Origin of the sequence: Gordonia sp. ABSL11-1 (genome assembly GCF_030315685.1) — a bacterium.
In the GTDB taxonomy this organism is placed as follows: Bacteria; Actinomycetota; Actinomycetes; order Mycobacteriales; family Mycobacteriaceae; genus Gordonia.
Genome location: NZ_JASXSI010000007.1, coordinates 134746 through 157065 on the forward strand (window position 1 = coordinate 134746; position 22320 = coordinate 157065).

Genomic DNA, 22320 nt, shown 5'->3' on the forward strand with positions numbered 1-22320 from the left:
GGTACACGTGGTTTACCATCGTGAACATCCGTCATCCGACGTGATGTCCGGGGAAGGGAACTGGCCACCAACGATGACCGATCCTCAGGGGTCTGCAGAAGTCGTCCCGTCCGGGACCGCCGGATTCGACGCCACCGGTGATGACAACCTCATGCCGACGTGGGACGAACTCGTGCGCGAGCACGCCGACCGCGTCTACCGGCTGGCCTACCGCCTGTCCGGCAACCAGCACGACGCCGAGGACCTGACCCAGGAGACCTTCATCCGGGTGTTCCGGTCGCTCAAGAACTACAAGCCGGGCACTTTCGAGGGCTGGCTGCACCGCATCACCACCAACCTCTTTCTCGACATGGTCCGTCGGCGCAGCAAGATCCGCATGGAGGCGCTGCCCGAGGAGTACGACCGCGTGCCCGCCGACACCCCGGATCCACAGCAGATCTTCCACGACGCGAACCTCGATCCCGATCTGCAGGAGGCGCTCGACGCCCTTCCGCCGGAGTTCCGCGCGGCGGTCGTGCTCTGCGACATCGAGGGACTGTCCTACGAGGAGATATCGGCGACGCTGGGCGTGAAGCTGGGCACCGTCCGCAGCCGCATCCACCGCGGTCGCCAGACGATCCGCGATCACCTCACCGCCCGTGGTCACACGGGCAGCCGCTCGGTCGCCGTCGGCACCGTCGGCTAGATCCTCACGGCCGGGAACCCCGGGCGTTCGGGCTTCGTTATCACCTTCGGATAGGCTGGGTGGCCGCGCTCGACTGCGGTGCGAGAAGCACATCCGCCGACAGCGCAGTAGCGTGGAACGGGACTCGAGACAACGGCCGGAGCAGACCGTTGCGGTGGAAGAGGTGAGCGTCAGATGGAGATGAACCGAGGTCGACCCACCTCGGGGCAGCAGGCCGACAGCCCGCTACCCATGTCGAATCTCCGCCGCAGACGCCGTTCCGCGTGGAATCCCGCGACCTGGTCACCGGTGACCGCGTCCTTCGCGCCGAATCGCACCTACCGCGCGCCGGGAACGCCCGGCGGACGCCGTTTCGCCTCGACCGAGCACCTCGCGTCGGAGGCCGTGGCAGCTTTCGTCGACGGTGAACTCGGCATGACCGCGCACATGCGCGCCACCCAACATCTCGCGCACTGCCCCGAGTGCATGTCGGCGGTCGACGCACAGATCGCGGCGCGCACCCGACTCCGTTCCGCCGGCGACGTCTCGATTCCCGCCGGACTGCTCGGACAGCTGAGCCAGATCCCCACCCGCGAGATCGACCTCACCGGTGTGTCCGGTGAGGCGGAGACCGATCCCCAGCCGGCGGTGGCCCCGTGGGACCGCGACGGGTCCACCAGCCCGATGGCGGCCCCGGGATTCCCGGTCGCCGGTATTCCCGCAGATCGGACCCGGAGAACCGGCGCACCCGAGGCGGATCGCGATGGACAAGAGAGTACGAGGGCACGGATGAGTCGCTGGCGGGGCCGCTGACAGGTGGACCACACAGGGGAGAGCGAACTCGACCGCATGACCGACGCCGCCGAGGACACCGCGACCGGTGAGTCCGGCGGCGCCGTCGCGTCCGGCGACGACCACGCAGCGGCTGACCAGGGGGCCGGCGGCGACGGGGACCGGGATCGCCGGCACGACGCCGGGCGCGTCCGCCACACCGCCTTCTCACCGGAGACCGTCGCGGTGTTCGGCAGGCCCGCCGGGGTCCACGGGTCGTTCGCGCAGACCTCCGAGTCCACCGATCGTCCCGCGCCCGAGGTGTCCGCCCCGGATCCGGTGCTCGCCGAGGCATTCGGTCGGCCCTCCGGCGAAACCGAGACACTCCAACGCGATCCGCTCGCGGCCTACGGTGAGCCGGGTGGTGCCCCGTCGCCCCCCGACCCGTGGCGCGACCCGGAGAGCGTCGCCGCGATGTCGGGCCCGGCGCTGGCCCGGCCGACGATCGCCGAGCCCACCGAATCCGGCCCGAAACTGGGTATCCAGGACGTGCTCTTCGGCAAACGCGTCAGCTGGCACGCTCTCGCCACCCTCGCGGTCCTCGCCGTGCTTGTCGGGGTGTTCGGCGGGCTGATCGGACGCTGGACCGCCGAGGTGGTGTCCCCACTCAACTCCGACTCGGTGCAGCTCTCCACCGGCGAGCAGACGAACGGCGATGCCAAGTCGCCGGTCGCCGGTGTGGCACGCGCCGTGGAGAAGTCGGTCGTCGCACTCGATGTCCGCACCTCCAGCTCGGTCGGTACCGGATCGGGCTTCGTCATCGACAAGGGCGGCTACATCGTCACCAACAACCACGTCATCGCGATGGCCGCCAACGACCGCAACGCCAAACTCGAAGCCGTCTTCTTCGACCGCAAACGGGTACCGGCCCGGATCGTCGGACGCGACACGAAAACCGACCTCGCCGTCGTGAAAGTCGACAACGTCGACAATCTGACGGTGTCCAAGCTCGGGAACTCCGACGATCTCCAGATCGGCCAGGAGGTCATCGCCTTCGGGTCTCCACTGGGACTGGACCGCACCGTCACCAGTGGCATCGTCAGTGCGCTGCATCGGCCGGTCCCACTGCGGCCCGACGCCGAATCCGACACCGACGCGGTCATCGACGCCATCCAGACCGACGCTGCGATCAACCCCGGCAACTCCGGTGGCCCGCTCGTCGACGACGAGGCGCAGGTGGTCGGTATCAACACCGCGGGGCTCGTCCCGGGCGGCGGATCGATCGGCCTGGGCTTCGCGATCCCGATCAACCAGGTCGTGCCCATCGCCCAGACACTCATCCGCAACGGCACGGTGAACCATCCGCAGATCGGCGTGAACGCGAGTTCGGTGCGCAACGACCGCGTGCTCGGCGCCCAGGTGCGCAACGTCGTGGCCGGTGGCCCGGCCGATCGCGCCGGTGTCCGCGAGGACGATGTCATCACCTCGTTCGACGGGCGCACCATCGAGAGCGCCGATGAATTGACGGTCGCCGTCCGGACGGCGAAGATCGACGGCAAGGTCGGATTCACCTACTGGCGAGACGGCCGCACGTTCAGCGGGACGATCATGCCGGCCAGTGACTGACAGCGGGGGATGAGGCGATGTTCAGCAGTATCGGTTGGGGTGAGATCGTCGTCCTGCTTGCGGCCGGACTGATCATCCTCGGACCGGATCGCCTGCCCGGTGCCGTCTCCTGGACGATGAAGTCGCTCCGGCAGGTGCGCGACTATGCGACCGGGGCCACCAACCAGCTCAAGGACGAGCTCGGTTCCGACTTCGACGAACTGCGCAAACCGCTGTCGGAGCTCAACGAACTGCGGGGGATGACCCCGCGTGCCGTGGTCACCAGACATCTTCTCGACGGCGATGACTCGGTCTTCAAGCTCGGACTGGGTCCGACGACCGTCGACCGCAACACCACGGATACCCCGGAGATCAAGCCGGTGTCGGCGCCCCTGCCGGGGCCGGCCGATCAGGCCTCCGACGCCGCGGCGGACCGGTCGTCGGAGGCGCCGGACACGACGTCGACGAAACGTAGCATCAGCGACTGGGACGCCACCTGACCCGTTGCGTCTGACATCAGTCGTGACGCGTGGTGTCGATGCCGAGGCTCATACCGGCGAGCCCCCGACGACGTACCGCCAGCTTCTCCGCGATCGCGCGCAGCGCCGACCCGGCCGCCGACTCCGGCTCCGACAACACGACCGGCACGCCCGCGTCACCGCCTTCGCGCAGCGTCGTCTCCAGCGGCACCTGCCCGAGCAGTTGGACCGGCGCGCCGACGGCCTGCGTCAGCCGCTCGGCGACCTTCGCGCCGCCCCCGGAGCCGAACGGCTCCATCCGCGAGCCATCGGGCAGTTCCATCCACGACATGTTCTCGACGACCCCGAGGATCTTCTGCCGGGTCTGCAGTGCGATCGCACCGGCCCGCTCGGCGACCTCCGCCGCCGCCTGCTGCGGGGTGGTCACGACGAGGATCTCGGCGCCCGGGATGAGCTGCGCGATCGAGATCGCGACGTCGCCCGTGCCGGGCGGTAGGTCGAGGAGCAGGACGTCGAGGTCCCCCCAGTAGACGTCGGCCAAGAATTGCTGCAGCGCGCGGTGCAGCATCGGGCCGCGCCAGGTCACCGGGGTGTTGCCGTCGGTGAACTGCCCGATCGAGATGAACCGCACCCCGTGGCTCATCGGCGGCATGATCATCCGCTCGACCTGGGTGGGCTTGGCATCGCTGCCCAGCATGCGCGGAACCGAGTGTCCGTAGATGTCGGCGTCGAGCACCCCCACGGTCAGCCCACGCTCGGCGAGCGCGGTCGCCAGATTGACCGTCACGCTCGACTTGCCGACGCCGCCCTTGCCCGACGCGACGGCATAGACGCGGGTCAGCGACCCCGGCTGGGCGAACGGGATGACCGGTTCGGCCTTGTCGCCGCGCAACTTCTTGCGGAGTTCGGTGCGTTGGTCGTCGTCCATCACGTCGAGGTCGACGGAGATCTGGCCGACGCCGGGCACGTCGGCGACGGCACGTTCCACGCGGCCGGTGATCTCGGTGCGCATGGGACAGCCGGAGGTGGTCAGGTAGATGGTGACGTCGACGCTGGCGTCGTCCTGGACGCCGATCGACTTCACCATGCCCAGGTCGGTGATCGGTTTGCCGATCTCGGGATCGTTCACCTTGCTGAGCGCAGCACGGATCGCCGATTCGGTGGGTACAACTCCGGTAGTCATCGTTTCCCAGCTTAACCGCCGTGACGACACGGTCCGCCGCCCGGCACCGACGGTGCGGGCCGCGACGGGCGGGAGGCCGACGGGCGGACTCAGCGCGGCGCGGTCGTGGTCGGGGTACGCGCCCCCGGGGCCTGCTCAGTCGGGGTGGCCGGTGCCTTCTCGGGCGCGACCCGGGTGGGCGCCTGCGTCGGCGCGGGGCGTTGCTGTGGCGGCAGCAACTGCGGCGGGATGAGGTTCGGCGGCAGACACAGTGCGCCGATGCACGTCTCCGGCGGCGGGGTGGTGGAGGAGCTCTCCGGCGACGACGGCGAGGACGAACTCTCACCCGGCTTGGGGGTGGAGGGCTTGCTGCTCGACGACTTGCTCGCCGTGCGCTTGGGCTCCGGGATCGGGTTGGTCGGCATGACCCCGGTCGCATACGCGCCTGCCCAGCCCAGCACGTTCGCGACGTACTCCATCGAGTGGTTGTAGCGGAGCACCGCCGCCACCTTGTTCTTCTCCGTCATGATGTCGGTGACCCCGGCACACAGGTACCGCCCCGCCGAATAGGTCGCGTCGAACACGTTGTTGGGATCCGCCTTGCCGTCACCGTTGGCGTCGGTGCCCCAGCTCGCCCACGTGCTCGGGATGAACTGCATCGGACCCATGGCCCGGTCGTGGGCGCCGTCGCCGTCGATCCGGCCGCCGTCGGTGTCGCGGATGACCGCATTGCCGGCCAACGAGCCGTCGAGGACCGGTCCGGCGATGGGGTTGATCGTGGTGCCGTACTGGTCGACGGACCCGTTGGAGGCGTGGTTTGACTCGATCCGGCCGATGCCGGCGAGCAGGAACCACGGCAGCTTGCACTGGGGGCTCTCGGCGCCGACGCGATTGGCCGCGAGCTTGTAGGCCTGGAGCACGACACCCGGGATGCCGAGCGGACCCGATGGGAGATCGGCGGCGATACGGAACTGTGGCAGCACGGTCGGCTCGACGACCGGCTTGGGCGGCGGGGCGAAACCGAGCAGGGTCACCGGGCCGCCCGGGACGATCTCGGCGGCCGCGACGGGAAGGGCGTCGCCGCCGGTCGCGGGAGCTGCTGTGATGGTCCCACCGGTGGCGCTCGACGTCGCGGCACCCAGCAGCATCGCGCCGACCAGGACGCCGCCCGCACCGACGGACAACGCGCGGCGGGGGAGCCGTGTGCGACGCGGTCCCTGTGCGCGCCGGAGGAATCGCGGGCTCACCGGCCGGTCCCGGTCGGGGTCGGTCCGCACACGACCGATCGGCTCGACGTCGGATTCGACTGCCCGTCCACACGCACTCCGTTGCTCTGACACACGACCATGTCCGCCCCCGAGATCTCGCGGATAACCGTCGGACCTGCCCTGACAGGGCAACCCGGACACCAGCCTCCCGTGCGTCCGACGTGTGACCCACCATACATATGGGACGACTGCCCCAATGCAGGAACCCGACAATTCTTGACTACATGCATCTGATCGCCGGATGAACGACGATTCGTTACGACGGGCGCGTCACCTCGTCGTCGTCGTCCCCGACCGGCCGGTCGAGATCGTTCACGCGCAGCCGGTCGGTCAGCTCGGTGAGCAGGTCGTCGAACTCCTTGCGGAGATAGTCGCGCGTGACGGTGTCGCCGACGGCGAGGCGGACCGCGGCGAGCTCGCGTGCGAGGAATTCGGTGTCGGCCTTGGTCTGCGCCGCGCGCATCCGATCCTCGTCGAGGGCGACCTTGTCCCGGTTCTCCTGACGGTTCTGCGCCAGCAGGATCAGCGGCGCGGCGTAGGCGGCCTGCGTCGAGAACGCGAGGTTGAGCAGGATGAACGGATACGGGTCCCAGCGCCAGGACACCGCGATGAGGTTGAGGGCCACCCACACGATCACGATGACCGTCTGGATCGCGAGGTAGCGTCCGGTGCCCAGGAAGCGGGCGATCCGTTCGGCGTAGACGCCGACGACGTCGGAGTCGAGGTTGAACGACAGCCGACGGTTCTGGCGGGGGGTGTCGAGTCGACGACCGGACTGCTCGGCGCTCACGCACCTGCTCCTGCGGTGTTGATGCCCGTGATGTCGCCGATGGGTTCGGCATCCTCGGGTTCGGTCTCGCGCCAGTCGCGCGGCAGCAGCTCGTCGAGCAGGTCGTCGACGCTGACCGCGCCGAGCAGATGACCCTCGTCGTCGACCACCGGACCACAGACGAGGTTGTAGGTCGCGAAGTACCGGGTCACCGTCTCGAGTGAGTCCTCCGGATCGAGGTGGGACAGGTCGGTGTCGAGGATGCCGCCGACGATGTTGGCGGGAGGTTCGCGCAGCAGGGCCTGCAGGTGAGCGCAGCCCAGGTACTTGCCGGTCGGTGTCGCCGTCGGCGGCCGGACGACGAACACCAGGCTCGCCGCCGCCGGGGTGATATCCGGATTACGAACGCGCGCAAGCGTTTCCGCGACAGTCGTCGAGGCGGTGACGATGATGGGCTCGGAGGTCATCAGACCGCCGGCGGTGTCGGGGTTGTGCACCAGGAGCCGGCGGACCGGTTCGGAATCCTCGGGATCCATGCGTTCGAGCAGGGACTCGGCCTCCGCGTCGGGCAGCTCGCCGAGGAGGTCGGCGGCATCGTCGGGGTCCATCGCCTCGAGGACGTCGACGGCCCGATCGAGTTCGAGATGGGCCAACAGGTCGGTCTGGTCGTCGGGCGGCAGTTCCTGCAGGACATCGGCGAGTCGTTCGTCGTCGAGGGCGGCGGCGATCTCGTCGCGGCGCTTGACCGGCAGCTCGCGCAGGGCGTTCGCGACGTCGGCGGCCCGCATGCCCTCGAATTGCTGCAGAGCCTGCGCCACACCCTGCCCGGGCAGATCGAGCTCGGTCTGCGACAGACCGTGCACACGGTGCCAGTCGACGACATGGGTCTCGCCGCGGCGCCGGAAACCCTTGCGGCCCGGGCGCACGGCGATCCGGGCGACGACCCAGTCCCGGGTGCGCGTGCGTTCGATCCCCAGGTCGACCACGCTGACATCGATACCGGCGAGGTGTTCGAGGTCCGGATCGTCCACGCGCACACGTGAGTCGAGGATCTGCCCGATGGCGAGGGCCTCGCCCGGCCGCAGGTGCAGCCGCCGCAGGCTCACCGTTCCGGTGTTGAGGGTCACCGCGTGTGGCTCGATGGCGGTCACCCTCAGCATCGGGACGAAGATGCGTCGCCGGGTGGTGAGTTCGACGGCGAGGCCCAACGCGCGTGGCTGCTGCCCGGGCAGACGGACGGCGATCACCACGTCGCGCACCCGTCCGATCGACTCACCGTCGGGTCCGAGCACGGCGAGACCGACCAGTCTGGCCACGAACACCTTGCTCACCGACGCCATGGGAGTAAGGGTAGTGGCATCGGGATGCACGGAGCGCACGCACACGCGCTGCCGGCCGACTTCTCCCGCGACGTCACACGCGGGTGTCGACTACTGTGCGCCCTGGTGGGGACTACGAGCCGGCGACCGGCTCACTGCAGCAGAGAACCAGTGGAGGACGCGAGATGACCAACCCGATGCGCTCCGGTCGAGAGACCCCCGGTCTGCCCACTCCGCCGACGGGCTGGCCAATCGGCTCGTACGGGACCTACGCGGAGGCGCAGCGTGCCGTCGATCACCTGTCGGACCAGAATTTCACGGTCCAGGACGTCACCATCGTCGGCGTCGACCTGATGCAGGTCGAGCGCGTCATCGGCAGGCTCACCTGGGGCAAGGTGATCGGCGGCGGTGTCGTCTCCGGAGCCTGGCTGGGTCTGTTCTTCGGGCTGCTGGTGTCCCTGGTCGTGACGGGCACCGGATTCGCACCGGTGCTGTTCGGTCTGATCGGCGGCATCGTCTTCGGCCTCATCTCGGCCACCATCCCGTATGCCGCGACCCGCGGCCAGCGCGATTTCGCCTCGACGATGCAGCTCGTCGCCGGTCGTTATGACGTGCTGTGTGATCCGCGCAGCGCCGAGAAGGCGCGGGACATGCTCAGCAAACTGTCGAACTGATCGCGGTCGGACCGCCGCGGCACCGGCCCGGGGATGCACCACCGCGAAACCGCGGTGCAGGTGGACGCACATCCGTCGCCCGGCAGATCACGATTTCCACCACTTCTGGCACGCCCATGCCGAATGTGTTGCATGTCACGAACTGCGACATATAACGTTACGCAGCAGACGTTGACCGGTGCAGCCTCGTTGTCTTGCACCGAGAACGACAACAAGGAGGCTGCGTGCGGTTCCGAGCTGGCACTTCCGAATTCGGTCGAATCCCCGACGATCGCATCCCGACAGGGCGATCTCCGGACCGCGGAATCCGACTCCCGATGAGGAGAAAACTGGTGGTGGCCGCTGCGGCGCTGGTCGCGGCCCTGCCGATCGTGACGGCATGCGGATCGGGCTACACGCCCCGCGTGCTCAACATCTATCCGCCCGCGGACGGGGCGACCTTCATCGACAAGGTCGGTCAGAAGTGCTCCGCGGACTCCGACGGTGCCTACAAGATCGTGACCACGCCACTCCCGAAGTCCGCCGACGACCAGCGCCTGCAGCTGGCGCGCCGCCTCGCGGGCAACGATCCCGGCTTGGACCTGATGGGCATGGACGTCGTGTGGACCGCCGAGTTCGCCGACGCCGGCTGGATCGAACCGGTGCCGGATGCATTGGCGGCCAAGGTCGCCGAGACGAACCTCGGCGGACCCCGTGAGACGGCGATGTGGAAGACCGACGAGGACGCGGACAAGCGGCTCTATGCGATCCCGACCTGGACCAACACCCAATTGCTCTGGTACCGGCCCGATCTGATGCGCAAGTACCTGAACAAGACGCAGGCGCCGACGACCTGGGACGAGATGCTCGCCGACACGGAGGCCATCCGCGCCAAGGGTGGGCCGAGTTACATCATGGTCCAGGGCAAGCAGTACGAGGGCCTCATGGTGTGGTTCAACTCGGTGCTCGCCAGTGCCGGCGGTTCGGTCGTCGGCACCGAGGACCCGAACCTGGTGACGCTCAACGACACCCCGGAGCACCGTGCCGCCACCGTGAAGGCGCTGCAGGTGCTCAAGGCGATCGCCACCGCGCCCGGCCGCGACCCGTCGCTGACGAACTCCGACGAATCGTCTGCCCGACTGGGCATGGAGACCGGTAGCGCGGCGTTCGAGGTCAACTGGCCATTTGTGTTCTCCTCCATGCGATCCAATGCGGCGGCCGGCGACGTGCCGTGGTTCCCGGAGATGCAGCAGTACGCCGGACTGCTGTCGGAGGACAACGCGAATCCGCCGACCGACGCGCAACTCGGACCGGTCAACAAGACCGTCCGCTCCAAGTTCGACTTCGCCCTGTATCCCGGTGTCAGCAAGGATCTGCCGACCAAGACCACCCTCGGCGGGGTCAACATCGCGGTCGCCAGCACCTCGCAGCAGAAGGACCTCGCGTTCCAGGCTGCCGAATGCCTGACGAACGAGGCGGCGCAGAAGGTCTATTCGGTGGAGGGCGGTACGCCACCGACGATCTCGTCGATCTACGACGATCCCGATTTCAAGGCGGCGTACCCGATGGGTGAGGACATCCGCACCCAGCTCGAGACCGAGAACGCCGCGCTCCGGCCGGCTTCGCCGGTCTACCAAGCGATCTCGACGCTACTCACGGCGAAGCTGAGTCCGGTCGGTGCCTGGGACCCGGAGACGCTGGTCGACGAGCTCGCCGAGCAGGTTCGCAAAGCCATCGACGGGGAGGGCCTGATCCCATGACAACCGGTGACAACGGCGAGAACCGCCCCCGCGCGGGTCGCCACAGCCTTCCCGACGACGCGCCGCCGCGCGAACCATCGGTCCGTCCGCCGTCGATCGGCGACACCGGGGCGCAACCGGTGTACTCGGATGCGTGGACCCCTCCCGCGGGGTCGTCGTCGGCGGCCGCCGCCTCGGGCGCGTCCGCGGCCGCGGCGCCGTCGGGCGGATCGGTGGCCACCGCCGAGCGTCCGCAGCCCGCGCCGGCCAAGGGCGGCAAGAAGATCAGTGAGGGCAAGGCCGCCGAGCGGCGACTCGCGTTCTGGCTGGTCGCGCCCGCGGCCACCATGATGGCCCTGGTCACGGGCTACCCGATCGTCTACGCGTTCTGGTTGTCGCTGAACAAGTCCAGCTTGTCGGCGCCGGGTGAACGCAGCTTCGTCTGGTTCGAGAACTACGTCACAGTGCTGAGTGACAGCTACTGGTGGACGGCGTTCACGGTGACCCTGGGCATCACGGTGGTGTCCGTGATCATCGAGCTCGTCCTCGGCATGGCGATCGCGCTGGTCATGCACCGCACCATCTTCGGCAAGGGCACCATCCGCACGGTGGTGCTGATCCCGTACGGCATCGTCACCGTTGCCGCCGCCTTCTCCTGGTACTACGCCTGGACGCCGGAGACCGGCTATCTCGCCAACCTGCTGCCCGACGGCAGCGCACCGTTGACCCAGCAGTGGCCGTCGCTCGCGATCATCGTCCTCGCCGAGGTCTGGAAGACGACGCCGTTCATGGCGCTGCTGTTGCTGGCAGGTCTGGCCCTGGTACCGGACGACCTGCTCAAGGCGGCGCAGGTGGACGGGGCGGGAGCGTGGACACGACTGTGGCGCATCATCATCCCGCTGATGAAGCCGGCCATCCTGGTCGCGCTGCTCTTCCGCACCCTGGACGCGTTCCGTGTGTTCGACAACATCTACGTGCTGACCCGCGGTTCGAACAACACCTACTCGGTGTCGATGCTGGGCTACGACAACCTGTTCAAGGCCTTCAACCTCGGCGTCGGATCGGCGATCAGCATCGTCATCTTCATCTGCGTCGCGATCATCGCGTTCATCTTCATCAAGGGCTTCGGCACCGCGGCGCCCGGTTCCGACAACGAGGGGAGGTAGGGCCGCGTGAAGACCGGAATCGGCAACAAGGCCTGGTGGTCGATCGCCAACATCCTGGTGATCCTCTATGCGATCATCCCGCTGCTGTGGATCGTGAGCCTGTCGTTCAAGCCCCCGGGCAGCGTCAAGGACGGCAGCTTCATCCCCAAGGAATGGACCTGGGACAACTACGCCGGCATCTTCGAGACGAGTGCGTTCACCAGTGCGTTGCGCAACTCCATCGGCATCGGCCTGATCACCACGCTCATCGCGGTGATCCTCGGCACGATGGCCGCCTACGCCGTTGCACGGCTGGATTTCCCGGGCAAGAAGCTGCTGATCGGTGCGGCACTGCTGATCGCGATGTTCCCGCAGATCTCGCTCGTCACACCGCTGTTCAACATCGAGCGCGGCCTCGGCCTGTTCGACACCTGGCCCGGACTGATCCTGCCGTACATCACCTTCGCGCTCCCGCTGGCGATCTACACACTGTCGGCGTTCTTCCGCGAGATCCCGTGGGAGCTGGAGAAGGCGGCCAAGATGGACGGGGCCACCCCGTGGCAGGCGTTCCGGAAGGTGATCGCCCCGTTGGCGGCCCCAGGTGTGGTGACCGCGGCGATCCTGGTGTTCATCTTCGCCTGGAATGACCTGCTGCTCGCCCTGTCGCTCACCTCCACCGAACGCGCCATCACCGCCCCCGTCGCGATCGCGAACTTCACCGGTGACAGTCAGTTCGAGGAACCCACCGGATCGATCGCGGCGGCCGCCGTTGTCATCACCATTCCGATCATCATCTTCGTGCTCTTCTTCCAACGTCGAATCGTGGCCGGGCTGACCTCCGGCGCGGTGAAGGGATAACCATGGCCGACATCGTTCTGGACAACGTCACCAAGCAGTACCCGGACGGGTCCACCGCGGTCCACGGGGTCGACATCGACATCGCCGACGGCGAGTTCATCATCCTGGTCGGACCGTCGGGCTGCGGTAAGTCGACGACGCTGAACATGATCGCGGGCCTCGAGGACATCTCGTCGGGCGAGCTGCGGATCGGCGGGGAGCGCGTCAACGACCGTGCACCCAAGGACCGTGACATCGCGATGGTGTTCCAGAGTTACGCGCTCTATCCCCACATGTCGGTCCGCGACAACATCGCGTTCCCGCTGACGCTGGCGAAGCTGAGCAAAGCCGAGATCGCAACGAAGGTCGACGAGGCCGCGAAGATCCTCGATCTCGGCCCGTATCTGGACCGCAAGCCGGCGAACCTGTCCGGCGGTCAGCGGCAGCGTGTCGCGATGGGACGCGCGATCGTGCGCTCGCCCAAGGCGTTCCTGATGGACGAGCCGCTGTCGAACCTCGACGCCAAGCTGCGCGTGCAGATGCGGACGGAGATCGCCCGCCTGCAGAACCGCCTGGGCACCACCACCGTCTACGTCACGCACGACCAGACCGAGGCGATGACCCTCGGTGATCGGGTGGTCGTGCTGCGTGGTGGGTACGTCCAGCAGATCGGGACGCCGCAGGAGCTCTACAACACACCGAACAACCTGTTCGTGGCCGGGTTCATCGGTTCTCCCGCGATGAACTTCCTGCCGGGTCGCCTCGGCAGCGACGGCATCGACACCCCGATCGGCCGGGTGAACGTGCCCGATCACCAGAAGATCGTCGCGAATGCCCAACGGGCACAGAGCAACGGCGACGTCCTCGTCGGCATCCGTCCGGAGCACCTCGAGGACGCCGCGCTCGTGGAGACGTCGGCACGTTCGGCCGGGGCCACCTTCACCGCGACCGTCGACGTGATCGAGTCGATGGGTTCCGACAACTATGTCTACTTCAACGTCGACTCGCCGCATGCGACGAGCGACGCGCTCGCGGAGCTGTCGGCGGATTCGGGCGCCGAGATCGGTGGCGGGCAGATGATCGCCCGCGTCGCACCGGAGTCGTCCATCTCCCGCGGTGGATCGGCGGAACTGTTCTACGACCCGGCGAAGGTCGCCGTGTTCGATCAGGCCTCGGGGGTCAACCTGCGTCTCGGCTGACGCGGGCGTGATGGAGTTCGCGCATCGTCGGCGCGAACTCCGCCACCGGGCCGTCCACCTCGAGGTTCGGGGCGACGTCGCGGATCGGCAGTGCCGCCACCGGTGACGGCGGTGCATCGCATTGGGCGAGCCATCGCTGCAACTGTGCCGACGACGACGCGTAGACGATCCGGCCGAGACCGACCCAGGCATGCGCCGCCGAGCACATCGGACAGTGCTCACCAGAGGTGTACACGGTGCTTGCTGTTCGCTCCTGCGAACTCAGATGTGTTGCCGCCCATCGTGCGATCGCGAACTCGGGGTGGGCGGTCGCGTCACCGCCGGACACCCGGTTGCGGTCGGCGAACAGTTCCGTGCCGTCGTCGGCCACGAGTATCGACCCGAACGGTTCGTCGCCGTCGTCGAACGCCTCCTGCGCCAGGTCGACGCACCGTCGCAGTCGCCGGATGTCGGCATCGGTGATGGTCATGTGTCGGCCCTCCTGATTCGAATCGCCGCTCGCGTGCTCGGTTCGTGCCGGGTCATCGACGGCGGCGCCGGCCCTGGTCGTGGAGCTCCTTGAGGATCTCGTCATCCCAGATGTGCTTGCGCACCAGACGATATCGCTCGCACGCCAGCCACATGTACAGCTCGGCGTCGCTGATCAGGTCCGGCCGGATCTCGGCACGCCGGGCCATACGCACGACCGGGAGGAACTCCTCGCCGAACCAGCGGCGGGCGACGTCGACGCGGCTGATGTACTCACCGACCTCTTGGCTGAGGCGGAATCCCCACGCCTCCACGTTCTCCGCGAGTTCGGCGTAGTCGAACGGGTCGGCGAGTCGGATGGCGGCGGCCTGTGCGCCACTCAGCGGCACCCGCGACAGGAACAGCCGACGGTGATCCTTGAGGATCAGATCCGACTCGACGTTGATGCCGTCGGGCGAGATACGAGTGTGGATCTCGGTCACATAGGCGTCGATGTGATGAAAATGGCGCGCGATCGCGATCGACACCCGATGATGCCCGTCGATCACGAAGTGCATCGATCCGATCCGGTAGAGCTGCACCGGGGGCACCGACTCGCCGCGTCGTTGCGCGACGGCCAGGCGCTGCCACCGGGCCCGGATCCGCGACGACGTCGGACGGAAGTACCGGTCGAAATCCTTGGTGCGGTCCACACTTCCGACGATCGAGGACACCTCGACCTGCTGCAGTCCCAGGTAGGTCTCGCCCAGTCGGCCGAGCGCCGCGACGACCTCGTCGAACGGGAGGATCGTGTTGACGTCGGCGGGTTGGCGGGTGAACCACGCAAGCAGGCGCGACATCTCGGCGTGACGCCGCATCCGCGCGAAATCGTTCTCCGCGTCCGCAGAAGGGAATCCGGTGTCACGCGCCATGTCGTCGCCTCACGATCCGGAACTCCCGCGAACCGGGTTCGATGTCGAACTGACAGTAACCGACGACGTTCATCGAGATGGTCTCGTCGCCGATCATCTTGTCGTGCGGGCGCATGCCGAACGGATGCACGTGCCCGTGCACGAGGAGCGTCGGTCGCAGCGACCGCACAAGTCCGTGATAGCAGTCGAAGCCACGATGAGGCCGGTCATCACCGTCGCCGACGCCGCGGGCCGGGCTGTGGGTCAACAGGATGTCGGGTGACGGGCGGGCACAGGTCAACCGCCATGACCGCAGGCGCTGCTGGACGTCGGTGTACTGATTGGGGCCGTCGTTGTAGCGACGGCAACCGCCGAGCCCGCTGATGCTCAGGCCGGCGACCTCGACGGTCCGGCGGTCGGCGTTGATCGCGCCGCGTGGGCCGGGCTCCTCGCTGGGCAGCCCGGCGCGCAACCATCCGGCACGTCCGTGTCGGTATCCCGACAGATCGCGGTCGTGGTTGCCCGGCACGAACACGCACGGTGCGTCGCACAGGGTCGAGAGGACCTCGAGGTACTCGAACGGGAGGTCGCCGGCACCGAGGATCACATCAGGGCGTGCGTCGATGCCGACTCCGAAGGTCAGGGAGTCCACGACCTCGTCCGCGACCGCCAGCACACGCACCACGACTGTCAGATTACGGCCCGGGACGGCACGGCGACTACGGTGGACGCGTGAGCGATGAGGTGACCGGTCGGATCGACGACCATCTCGCCGCGACCCTGGCGAGTGCGCCACAGCGGGCGTCGGTGACCTTCCTCGGCGTGGAGCCGATCGACGTCCTGCGGTTCGTCTCCGGCGACGACGTCCTGTACGTCACGGTCGGCTGCTCCCGGCACCCGATGGCGGACCCGACCGACCTGCACGCCGACCCCCTCCGCGGCCCTCGTGCGGAACTGGTCGTACGGATGCACGGGAGCACCGCCCTACCCGGCCTGCACCGACGGATGGCGACGCTGGCCGCGGCGCCGGCGGTGGAGGGCCTCGTGCTCGACGTCGACGCGCTCGTCGATCTGTCGGAACAACTCTGGGACGGGGCGATGTGCACCGCCGTGCTGCTCGAGGCCGACGACCTCGGTGAGGTGACGCTCGACGCACCCCGTGAACCCGTCCGATTCCTCCGCGCCGTACCGATCACGGCCAACGAGGCGGCCTGGGTGCGTCTGAAGGGTGCCGACGCGCTCCGCGGCGCCTGGCGGGAGGCCGGCATCGACGTGATGTCCCCGGATCGGGCCGGCGCCACGCTCTGACCGGTGTGGGTGTCGACGATCAGAGCCAGTGATGACGTCGGAACACCACGGCCAGTGACGTGCAGGCGATCAACAACACCAGGCACACGATGACGAATCCCTGCCGGTCGTGCATGCCCGGAAGGATGTCGAAGTTCATGCCGTAGAGGCCGGCGACCATTGTCGGCACGGCACCGATCGCGACCCAGGCAGAGATCTTGCGCATGTCGCTGTTCTGCTGAATGCCCACCTTCGCCGCGGCTGCGCCGAGCAGCGACGTCAGCACCTCGTCGTACTCGACCACCCGGTCGATCACCGTCGTGAGGTGATCGGCGACGTCACGGAAGTGGCGTCGGATCTCCTTGGGCACCAGCGGGTTCTGAGCCGTCAACCGGGCCAGCGGCCCGGTCAGCGGTGTCACCGCCCGGCGGAGTTCGAGGACCTCCCGCTTGAGCAGGTACACCGGGTCGATGTTCAGCCAACGCTGGGCGCCGAACACCGCCTCCTCGATGGCGACGATGTCGGTCTCCATGTCGTCGGTCACGGCGAGATAGCTGTCGACGACGAGGTCGGCGATCGCGTGCAGGACTGCGGTGGGCCCGAGGGCCAATCTCTCGGGGCGGGCCTCGAGTCGCCGGCGGACGCCGGACAGATGGGTGTGATCGCCATGACGGACGGTGATGACGAAGTCCGCGCCGGTGAACACCATGATCTCACCGGTCTCGACGACCTCGCTGGCCTTCTCCATCGACTCGTGCTCGACGTACTTGACGGTGCGCAAAACCAGGAACTGAGTCTCGTCGTAGACTTCGAGCTTCGGCCGCTGATGGGCCGACACCGCGTCCTCCACGACGAGTTCGTGCAGTCCGAACACCTCGCCGACACCCTGCATCTGCTCGTCGTCGGGGGAGTGCAGTCCCAGCCAGACGAAGCCCTCACCGGTCGAACGGACCTCCTGTAGCGCCTCTCGATAGGAGACACGCCCGGGTCGCCGCACGCCGTCGATGTAGACCGCACAATCGACGACCGCCCTGGCCACGGGCACCGGTATACGCGGCAGCGGTCGCTTGTCCCGTCGCGCGGGAACGAGACCGCCGGGTCGGAGGTGCGGCATCGAGGGCACAGGACGGATGCTACTCGTAAGATCACCGCGTGCCCTTCGACGTGACCGTCTACACGACGACCCTCATCACGTTGATCGTGATCATGGATCCGCCCGGGCAGATCCCGCTCTTCCTCAGTCTCGTCGGACACCGTCCACCCGAGTACCGTCGGCGGGCCGCATGGCAGGCGCCGCTGGTCAGTCTGCTGGTGATCAGTGTGTTCGCCGTCGCCGGGAAAGCGATCCTGAACTACCTCCACATCGGCATCCCCGCCCTGCAGGGCGCCGGCGGGCTGCTGTTGTTGCTCGTCGCACTGCAACTGCTCACCGGCCTGGGCAATGCCGGCAGACCTCAGGCGAGTGAGGACGTCAACGTGGCGCTCGTGCCGCTCGGGACGCCGCTGCTGGCGGGTCCTGGTGCGATCGCCGCGGTCATCGTCGAGGTGAGCAGCGTGTCCGGCCAGGCCGGCGGCTACGTCGCGATCGCTGCGGCGATCCTCAGCGTGCACCTCGTGGTGATGATCGTGCTGCGCTACTCGACCGCGCTGATCCGGGTTCTCGGCGTCGGTGGCATCACCCTTCTCGCCAAGATCGCCGGTCTGCTGCTCGCGGCGATCGCCGTTCAGCTCATCGCCGATTCCATCGCGGGGTTCATCGCCGCGGGATGACCTCGCCACCCCGATCGCAGTCCGAGAGGGCGCACGGAGGATCGTGGAGCCCGGGACAGTACTGTGGTGCGCGTGATCAAGCGTGCCGCGACAGCGATACTGGTGATCCTCGCCCTCGCCGCCACGGTGGCGGGCTGCTCGGAACCGGCGCCCGCCGATCGGCCTCTGGTCATGGGGGCACCGGACACACCGATGATGACGGTGATGGCGCACATCTACGCCGGTGCCCTGCGCAACGCCGGCAGTGCGGTGTCGCCGACCGTCGAACGCGGTGACTACCGCACCCTCCTCGACGACATGGATGCCACCAGCATCGACCTGTTCCCGGCGTTCAGCGGTCTGCTGCTCGATCAGCTGGCACCGCAGCTGGCCCCGGCCACCGCCGAAGACGTGTACAAGGACCTGAACAGATCTCTCCCGCAAGGGGTCTCGGTCGGTGACGCGACGATGGTGTCGGCGACGCCGCAGATCTTCGTCGCGTCAGCGGCCGCGGAGGCGGTGACAGCGACCGACCTCGCGAGCTGCGGGAAACTGCCGGCCGGACTCCCCGTGGTCGTCGTCGGCGCGCCGGAGGTCCCGACGATGGATGCGTTCACCGCGGCCGGTTGCCGGTTCGGGCCCACCGAGTCGGTCGGTTCCGTCGCGGTCGCGGTCGCCCGCATCGCGACGGGGCGCGCGATCGGCATCCTCACCCCGCTCGATGTCGCGGGTGACGACAAGCAGGACGCGGCGTCCGACATCCGGGCGCTCGCCTCCGCGGAGAAGTCGACCAGCGAGGGCGGTGCCGCGCAGTCGGCGTCGGCCGCACCGTCGGGTGGCGCGTCCGGTGCGCCGCAAGAGCCCGCCGACGTCGAATCCGGTCCGCGGGCACAGGAACTGGTGCCCGTCTACCGCAGTGCCGCGTTCTCTCGTGACGAGGTCAAGACCCTCAACAAGGTGGCGGGCGAACTGACCACGGCGGACCTCGCGGCCCTCGGGCGCGAGGCCACCGCGGGCGCCCGCCCCGCGGACCTCGCCAACGAATGGTTGGCCGAGCACGGACTGTGATCGGCCGACCAGCTCGTCGAGATCACTCGGTCATTTCGTCTTGGAGAGAGCCCATCCGGTCACCCGCGCGGTGATGCCCTGGTAGCCCGAGGCGACCAGACGCACCCAGAGGTCGAGCAGCTTCGCATCGGTGCCGACGAGGATGCGGGCACGGTTCCTGCGGACCCCGTTGATGATGACGTCGGCGGCATCCTCCGATGTCATCCGCGCCAGGTAGCGATCGAAGAACTCGGCCGACTTCTTCTGATCGTGGTCGCCGGAGGTCGTGGCGTTGCGGGCGATCGCCGTCTTGATCCCGCCGGGATGGACGCAGGTCACCTTGACCGGGTGCTTGGCCAGGATCATCTCCTGGTTGAGCGCCTCGGTGAACCCGCGCACCGCGAACTTCGCCGAGTTGTAGGCGGCCTGGCCGGGTTCGGCCAGCAGGCCGAAGAGGGACGACGTGTTGACGACGTGACCGTCGCCGGAGGCGATCAGGTGGGGGAGGAAGGCCTTGGTGCCGTTGACCACTCCCCAGTAGTCGACATCCATGACCCGTTCGATGTCCTTGAACTCCGTGCGCTCGATCTCGCCGTGGTGGGCGATACCGGCGTTGTTGAAGACGACGTTGACCCGACCGTAGTGGGCGACGACAGTGTCGGCGTACTCCAGTACGGCCTCGCGCTCGGCGACGTTGAGGATCTGGGCGTGTACCTGTGCACCGGCGTCGGAGACCAGCTTCTCGGTGGTCGCCAGGCCGTCCGGGTTCATGTCCGAGATCGCCAGCCGGGCACCCATGCGGCCCAGCTGGACCGCGAGATCGCGGCCCATGCCCGAACCGGCGCCGGTGATCACGACGACCTTGTCACGAAAATCCTTCATCTGTTGCTCCTGGGTGGGTCGGTGGGTCGGTCAGGTCAGGCGGTCACGGCGGCGGACCGGTCGCCGGTCGAGTCGTCGGCGGGGGCGTGAGCGGCATCGTGTGCACTGTCGGCGACGGACGAGAGTGCGCGTCCACCGCGACGTTCCACATCGTAGGCGGCGATGTCGAACTGTTTGGTGATCCGCCGGAAGTTGAACGTGAACCCGGGCCACAGCGTGGTGATGTTGCCGTGATGGTCCTTGTACCAGGAGGAGCACCCGCCGTTGACCCAGACACTCTTGCGCAGGCTGTGCTGGACGTCGGCGTTGTAGCGCCGCTGGTCGTCGAACTTGACCTCCGCGCGGGTGATTCCCTGTGCGCGAACGGTCTTCAGGTAGTTGACGAGGTAGTTGAGCTGAGACTCGATCATGTAGACCATCGAGGTGTGGCCGAGCCCGGTGGACGGCCCGATCATCAGCATCATGTTGGGGAAGCCGTTGACGAAGGAGCCCTTGTAGCCCTGCATCCCGATCTCTTCCCACACCCCGGCGAGGCTGGTGCCGTCGGTGCCGACAATGCGGTCGAACACCGGTGAGTCGGTGACGTGGAATCCGGTGGCGACGACGATGATGTCGACCTCACGCTCCGTCCCGTCCTTGGTGACGATCCCGTTCTCGGTCACGCGTGCGATGCCGTCGGTGACCAGGTCGACGTTGGGGCGGGCGATGGCGGGATACCAGTCGTTGGAGCGCAGGATTCGCTTGCAGCCGACCTGGAATGTCGGCGTGGCCTTGCGGCGGGTCTCGGGGTCCTTGATGGCGCGGGAGATGTTGGCGCGGCAGACGAGTTCGACCGGCTTGAGCGATCGAGGCGAGTAGGTGAGGCCGAAAGCCGTCACCTCGTTCATCACGTAGATCGCGCCGCGGACAGCGCTCTGATATCCGGGCACGTGCGCGAACGCCCACTGTTCCGGCGCCGAGTACGGGCGTTCGGTGCGCGGGACGATCCACGGTGCCGTGCGCTGGTAGACGTCGAGCCTGCCGGCGGCCTTCGCGAGCTCGGGAACCAGCTGGATCGCCGACGCGCCCGTGCCGATGACGGCGACGCGCTTGCCGGTGACATCGAGGTCGTTGTCCCAGCGGGCCGAGTGCACGATCGTGCCCTGATACGAGTCGAATCCGTCGATGTCGGGGAGGTTGGGTTCGCAGAGGGGTCCCACGGCGCCGATCATGATCTGGGCGCGGACCTGCTCACGGTTGCCGTCGCGCTCGATGTCGAGCACCCAGCGGCGCTCGTCCTCGTGCCACTGCGCGTTGCTCACCTCGGTGCGGAAGCGTGTGTTCGCGGCGATGTCGTGCTCGGTGGCCACCTTGTTGATGTACCGGTGGATCTCGGGCTGATGCGAGTATGAGCGCGACCATTGCGGGTTGTGCGCGAAGGAGTACGAATACAGATGCGACGGGACGTCGCAGGCGGCGCCCGGGTAGGTGTTGTCGCGCCAGGTGCCGCCGAAGTCGGTGCCCCGGTCGAGGACGACGAAGTCGTCGAACCCGTTCTGCTTGAGCTTGATGGCTGCGCCCAGGCCGGAGAAGCCTGCCCCGATGATGGCGATCTGTACATCGATCATTGTCATGGTTCCACCATAAAGGTCTACTGAATGGCCGTCAATAGCTTGTTGAATGCTGATCAATAAAGGCATATGGTGGAGCTCACCAGGCATGACGGCAGAGAGGACACGGACTGTGGCGGTGACCCCAGGTGCTGCGCCGGCGGCCAGGCGGACGCGGATGAGCCCGGAAGCGCGCAGGGATCAGCTGATCGAACTCGGTTTGACGATGGTGCGGGACCGTCCGCTGGAACTGGTGTCGATCGACGCGATCGCCGAGGCGGCGGGGGTTTCGCGGGCGTTGTTGTTCCACTACTTCGAATCCAGGCAGGATTTCCACGTCGCCATCGCCCGCGCACAGGCCGAGGAGATGCTCGAGTGCACTGCACCCGACCCGTCGCTGGGGGACCCGATCACGATGCTGTCGGCATCGATGTCGGCGTTCATCGACTATGTCAGCGACAACCGCAAGGCCTACATGGCGTTCATGCGCGGGTCGTCGAGCGCCGATCCCGCGATGCGTGAGGTGTTCGACCAGACGCGCGCGGTGATGGCCGCCCGCGTCCTCGATCACGCGCCTGCGCTCGGCATCGATGTCACGCCCGTCGTCGAGATGACCGTGCACGGGTGGATCTCGTTCGTCGAGGAGACCACGATCAGCTGGCTCACCGAGCCGGTCATCACCCGCGATCAGTTGCTCTCGCTGATCTCGGCGGCACTGCCGGCGCTGGCCTCGGCAGCCCAGGACTGACGTCCCGCCGACTCCGATCTACAACACGCCGACAGCCACCCCGATTTCGT

Annotated in this window: 23 protein-coding genes; 13 read left to right on the forward strand and 10 right to left on the reverse strand. The window is 67.7% G+C overall.

The window, feature by feature from the left end:
* Positions 1-73 precede the first annotated feature (73 nt).
* From sigE to tatB, 4 genes are all read left to right on the forward strand, one after another.
* Positions 74-685, forward strand: a complete 612-nt coding sequence (sigE, locus tag QSJ19_RS10440) for an RNA polymerase sigma factor SigE (RefSeq protein WP_286320190.1) — start codon at positions 74-76, stop codon at positions 683-685.
* A 174-nt stretch (positions 686-859) separates the two neighbouring features.
* Complete coding sequence (locus tag QSJ19_RS10445) at positions 860-1477, forward strand: zf-HC2 domain-containing protein (RefSeq protein WP_286320191.1); 618 nt, start codon at positions 860-862, stop codon at positions 1475-1477.
* Between the two features lie 36 nt (positions 1478-1513).
* Complete coding sequence (locus QSJ19_RS10450; protein WP_286320193.1) at positions 1514-3061, forward strand: trypsin-like peptidase domain-containing protein; 1548 nt, start codon at positions 1514-1516, stop codon at positions 3059-3061.
* Positions 3062-3078: 17 nt separating this feature from the next.
* Positions 3079-3540, forward strand: coding sequence for a Sec-independent protein translocase protein TatB (tatB, locus tag QSJ19_RS10455; RefSeq protein ID WP_286320194.1), 462 nt, complete (start codon positions 3079-3081; stop codon positions 3538-3540).
* Positions 3541-3556: 16 nt separating this feature from the next.
* Here the strand turns inward: tatB and QSJ19_RS10460 are convergent, their stop codons facing one another.
* The 4 genes from QSJ19_RS10460 to QSJ19_RS10475 form a co-directional block, all read right to left on the reverse strand.
* Complete coding sequence (locus tag QSJ19_RS10460; protein WP_286320197.1) at positions 3557-4702, reverse strand: Mrp/NBP35 family ATP-binding protein; 1146 nt, start codon at positions 4700-4702, stop codon at positions 3557-3559.
* 89 nt (positions 4703-4791) lie between these two features.
* On the reverse strand, positions 4792-5928 hold the full coding sequence (locus QSJ19_RS10465; RefSeq protein ID WP_286320199.1) for a lytic transglycosylase domain-containing protein: 1137 nt from the start codon (positions 5926-5928) through the stop codon (positions 4792-4794).
* A gap of 277 nt (positions 5929-6205) precedes the next feature.
* Positions 6206-6739, reverse strand: coding sequence for a DUF1003 domain-containing protein (locus tag QSJ19_RS10470; RefSeq protein WP_286320200.1), 534 nt, complete (start codon positions 6737-6739; stop codon positions 6206-6208).
* Complete coding sequence (locus tag QSJ19_RS10475) at positions 6736-8058, reverse strand: magnesium transporter MgtE N-terminal domain-containing protein (protein WP_286320202.1); 1323 nt, start codon at positions 8056-8058, stop codon at positions 6736-6738. The genes QSJ19_RS10470 and QSJ19_RS10475 overlap by 4 nt, the downstream gene beginning before the upstream one ends.
* Positions 8059-8222: 164 nt before the next feature.
* Here QSJ19_RS10475 and QSJ19_RS10480 point away from each other — a divergent pair, with 164 nt between their 5' ends.
* The 5 genes from QSJ19_RS10480 (at position 8223) to QSJ19_RS10500 (ending at position 13610) form a co-directional block, all read left to right on the forward strand.
* Positions 8223-8711, forward strand: a complete 489-nt coding sequence (locus QSJ19_RS10480) for a YflT domain-containing protein (RefSeq protein ID WP_286320203.1) — start codon at positions 8223-8225, stop codon at positions 8709-8711.
* A gap of 317 nt (positions 8712-9028) precedes the next feature.
* Positions 9029-10450, forward strand: coding sequence for an extracellular solute-binding protein (locus QSJ19_RS10485; RefSeq protein WP_286320204.1), 1422 nt, complete (start codon positions 9029-9031; stop codon positions 10448-10450).
* Positions 10447-11595 carry a carbohydrate ABC transporter permease gene (locus QSJ19_RS10490; RefSeq protein ID WP_286320205.1) on the forward strand — a complete coding sequence of 383 codons (1149 nt, stop codon included), beginning with the start codon at positions 10447-10449 and terminating at the stop codon, positions 11593-11595. The genes QSJ19_RS10485 and QSJ19_RS10490 overlap by 4 nt, the downstream gene beginning before the upstream one ends.
* A gap of 6 nt (positions 11596-11601) precedes the next feature.
* Entirely contained in the window at positions 11602-12432 is an 831-nt protein-coding gene (locus QSJ19_RS10495) for a carbohydrate ABC transporter permease (RefSeq protein WP_286320208.1), read from the forward strand.
* A 2-nt stretch (positions 12433-12434) separates the two neighbouring features.
* Positions 12435-13610 carry an ABC transporter ATP-binding protein gene (locus QSJ19_RS10500; RefSeq protein ID WP_286320210.1) on the forward strand — a complete coding sequence of 392 codons (1176 nt, stop codon included), beginning with the start codon at positions 12435-12437 and terminating at the stop codon, positions 13608-13610.
* On the opposite strand, the gene QSJ19_RS10505 is transcribed toward QSJ19_RS10500, so the two are convergent.
* The 3 genes from QSJ19_RS10505 to QSJ19_RS10515 are packed head-to-tail and all read right to left on the reverse strand — an operon-like array spanning position 13591 to position 15653.
* Complete coding sequence (locus QSJ19_RS10505; protein WP_286320213.1) at positions 13591-14079, reverse strand: nucleoside deaminase; 489 nt, start codon at positions 14077-14079, stop codon at positions 13591-13593. The genes QSJ19_RS10500 and QSJ19_RS10505 overlap by 20 nt on opposite strands.
* Positions 14080-14131: 52 nt before the next feature.
* Positions 14132-14989 (reverse strand): chromosome partitioning protein ParB, encoded by an 858-nt coding sequence (locus tag QSJ19_RS10510; RefSeq protein WP_187589168.1) that lies wholly within the window; start codon positions 14987-14989, stop codon positions 14132-14134.
* Positions 14979-15653 carry a metallophosphoesterase family protein gene (locus QSJ19_RS10515; RefSeq protein ID WP_286320215.1) on the reverse strand — a complete coding sequence of 225 codons (675 nt, stop codon included), beginning with the start codon at positions 15651-15653 and terminating at the stop codon, positions 14979-14981. Before QSJ19_RS10515 ends, QSJ19_RS10510 begins: the two co-directional genes overlap by 11 nt.
* Positions 15654-15700: 47 nt before the next feature.
* Here QSJ19_RS10515 and QSJ19_RS10520 point away from each other — a divergent pair, with 47 nt between their 5' ends.
* Entirely contained in the window at positions 15701-16276 is a 576-nt protein-coding gene (locus QSJ19_RS10520) for a suppressor of fused domain protein (protein WP_286320219.1), read from the forward strand.
* Between the two features lie 19 nt (positions 16277-16295).
* On the opposite strand, the gene QSJ19_RS10525 is transcribed toward QSJ19_RS10520, so the two are convergent.
* Complete coding sequence (locus tag QSJ19_RS10525) at positions 16296-17369, reverse strand: magnesium and cobalt transport protein CorA (protein WP_286320312.1); 1074 nt, start codon at positions 17367-17369, stop codon at positions 16296-16298.
* A gap of 38 nt (positions 17370-17407) precedes the next feature.
* Here QSJ19_RS10525 and QSJ19_RS10530 point away from each other — a divergent pair, with 38 nt between their 5' ends.
* The gene (locus QSJ19_RS10530) at positions 17408-18025 is read left to right on the forward strand and encodes a MarC family protein (RefSeq protein ID WP_286320220.1); all 618 of its coding nucleotides are present in this window, start codon (positions 17408-17410) and stop codon (positions 18023-18025) included.
* A 72-nt stretch (positions 18026-18097) separates the two neighbouring features.
* Complete coding sequence (locus QSJ19_RS10535; protein ID WP_286320222.1) at positions 18098-19072, forward strand: type 2 periplasmic-binding domain-containing protein; 975 nt, start codon at positions 18098-18100, stop codon at positions 19070-19072.
* A gap of 30 nt (positions 19073-19102) precedes the next feature.
* Here the strand turns inward: QSJ19_RS10535 and QSJ19_RS10540 are convergent, their stop codons facing one another.
* Positions 19103-19933, reverse strand: coding sequence for an SDR family NAD(P)-dependent oxidoreductase (locus QSJ19_RS10540; protein ID WP_286320224.1), 831 nt, complete (start codon positions 19931-19933; stop codon positions 19103-19105).
* Between the two features lie 35 nt (positions 19934-19968).
* Positions 19969-21546: a flavin-containing monooxygenase gene (locus tag QSJ19_RS10545; RefSeq protein WP_286320226.1), complete on the reverse strand. Its 1578-nt coding sequence runs from the start codon at positions 21544-21546 to the stop codon at positions 19969-19971.
* 154 nt (positions 21547-21700) lie between these two features.
* On the opposite strand from QSJ19_RS10545, the gene QSJ19_RS10550 reads away from it, so the two are divergent.
* Positions 21701-22270, forward strand: coding sequence for a TetR/AcrR family transcriptional regulator (locus QSJ19_RS10550; protein ID WP_286320227.1), 570 nt, complete (start codon positions 21701-21703; stop codon positions 22268-22270).
* The last annotated feature ends 50 nt before the right edge of the window (positions 22271-22320 follow it).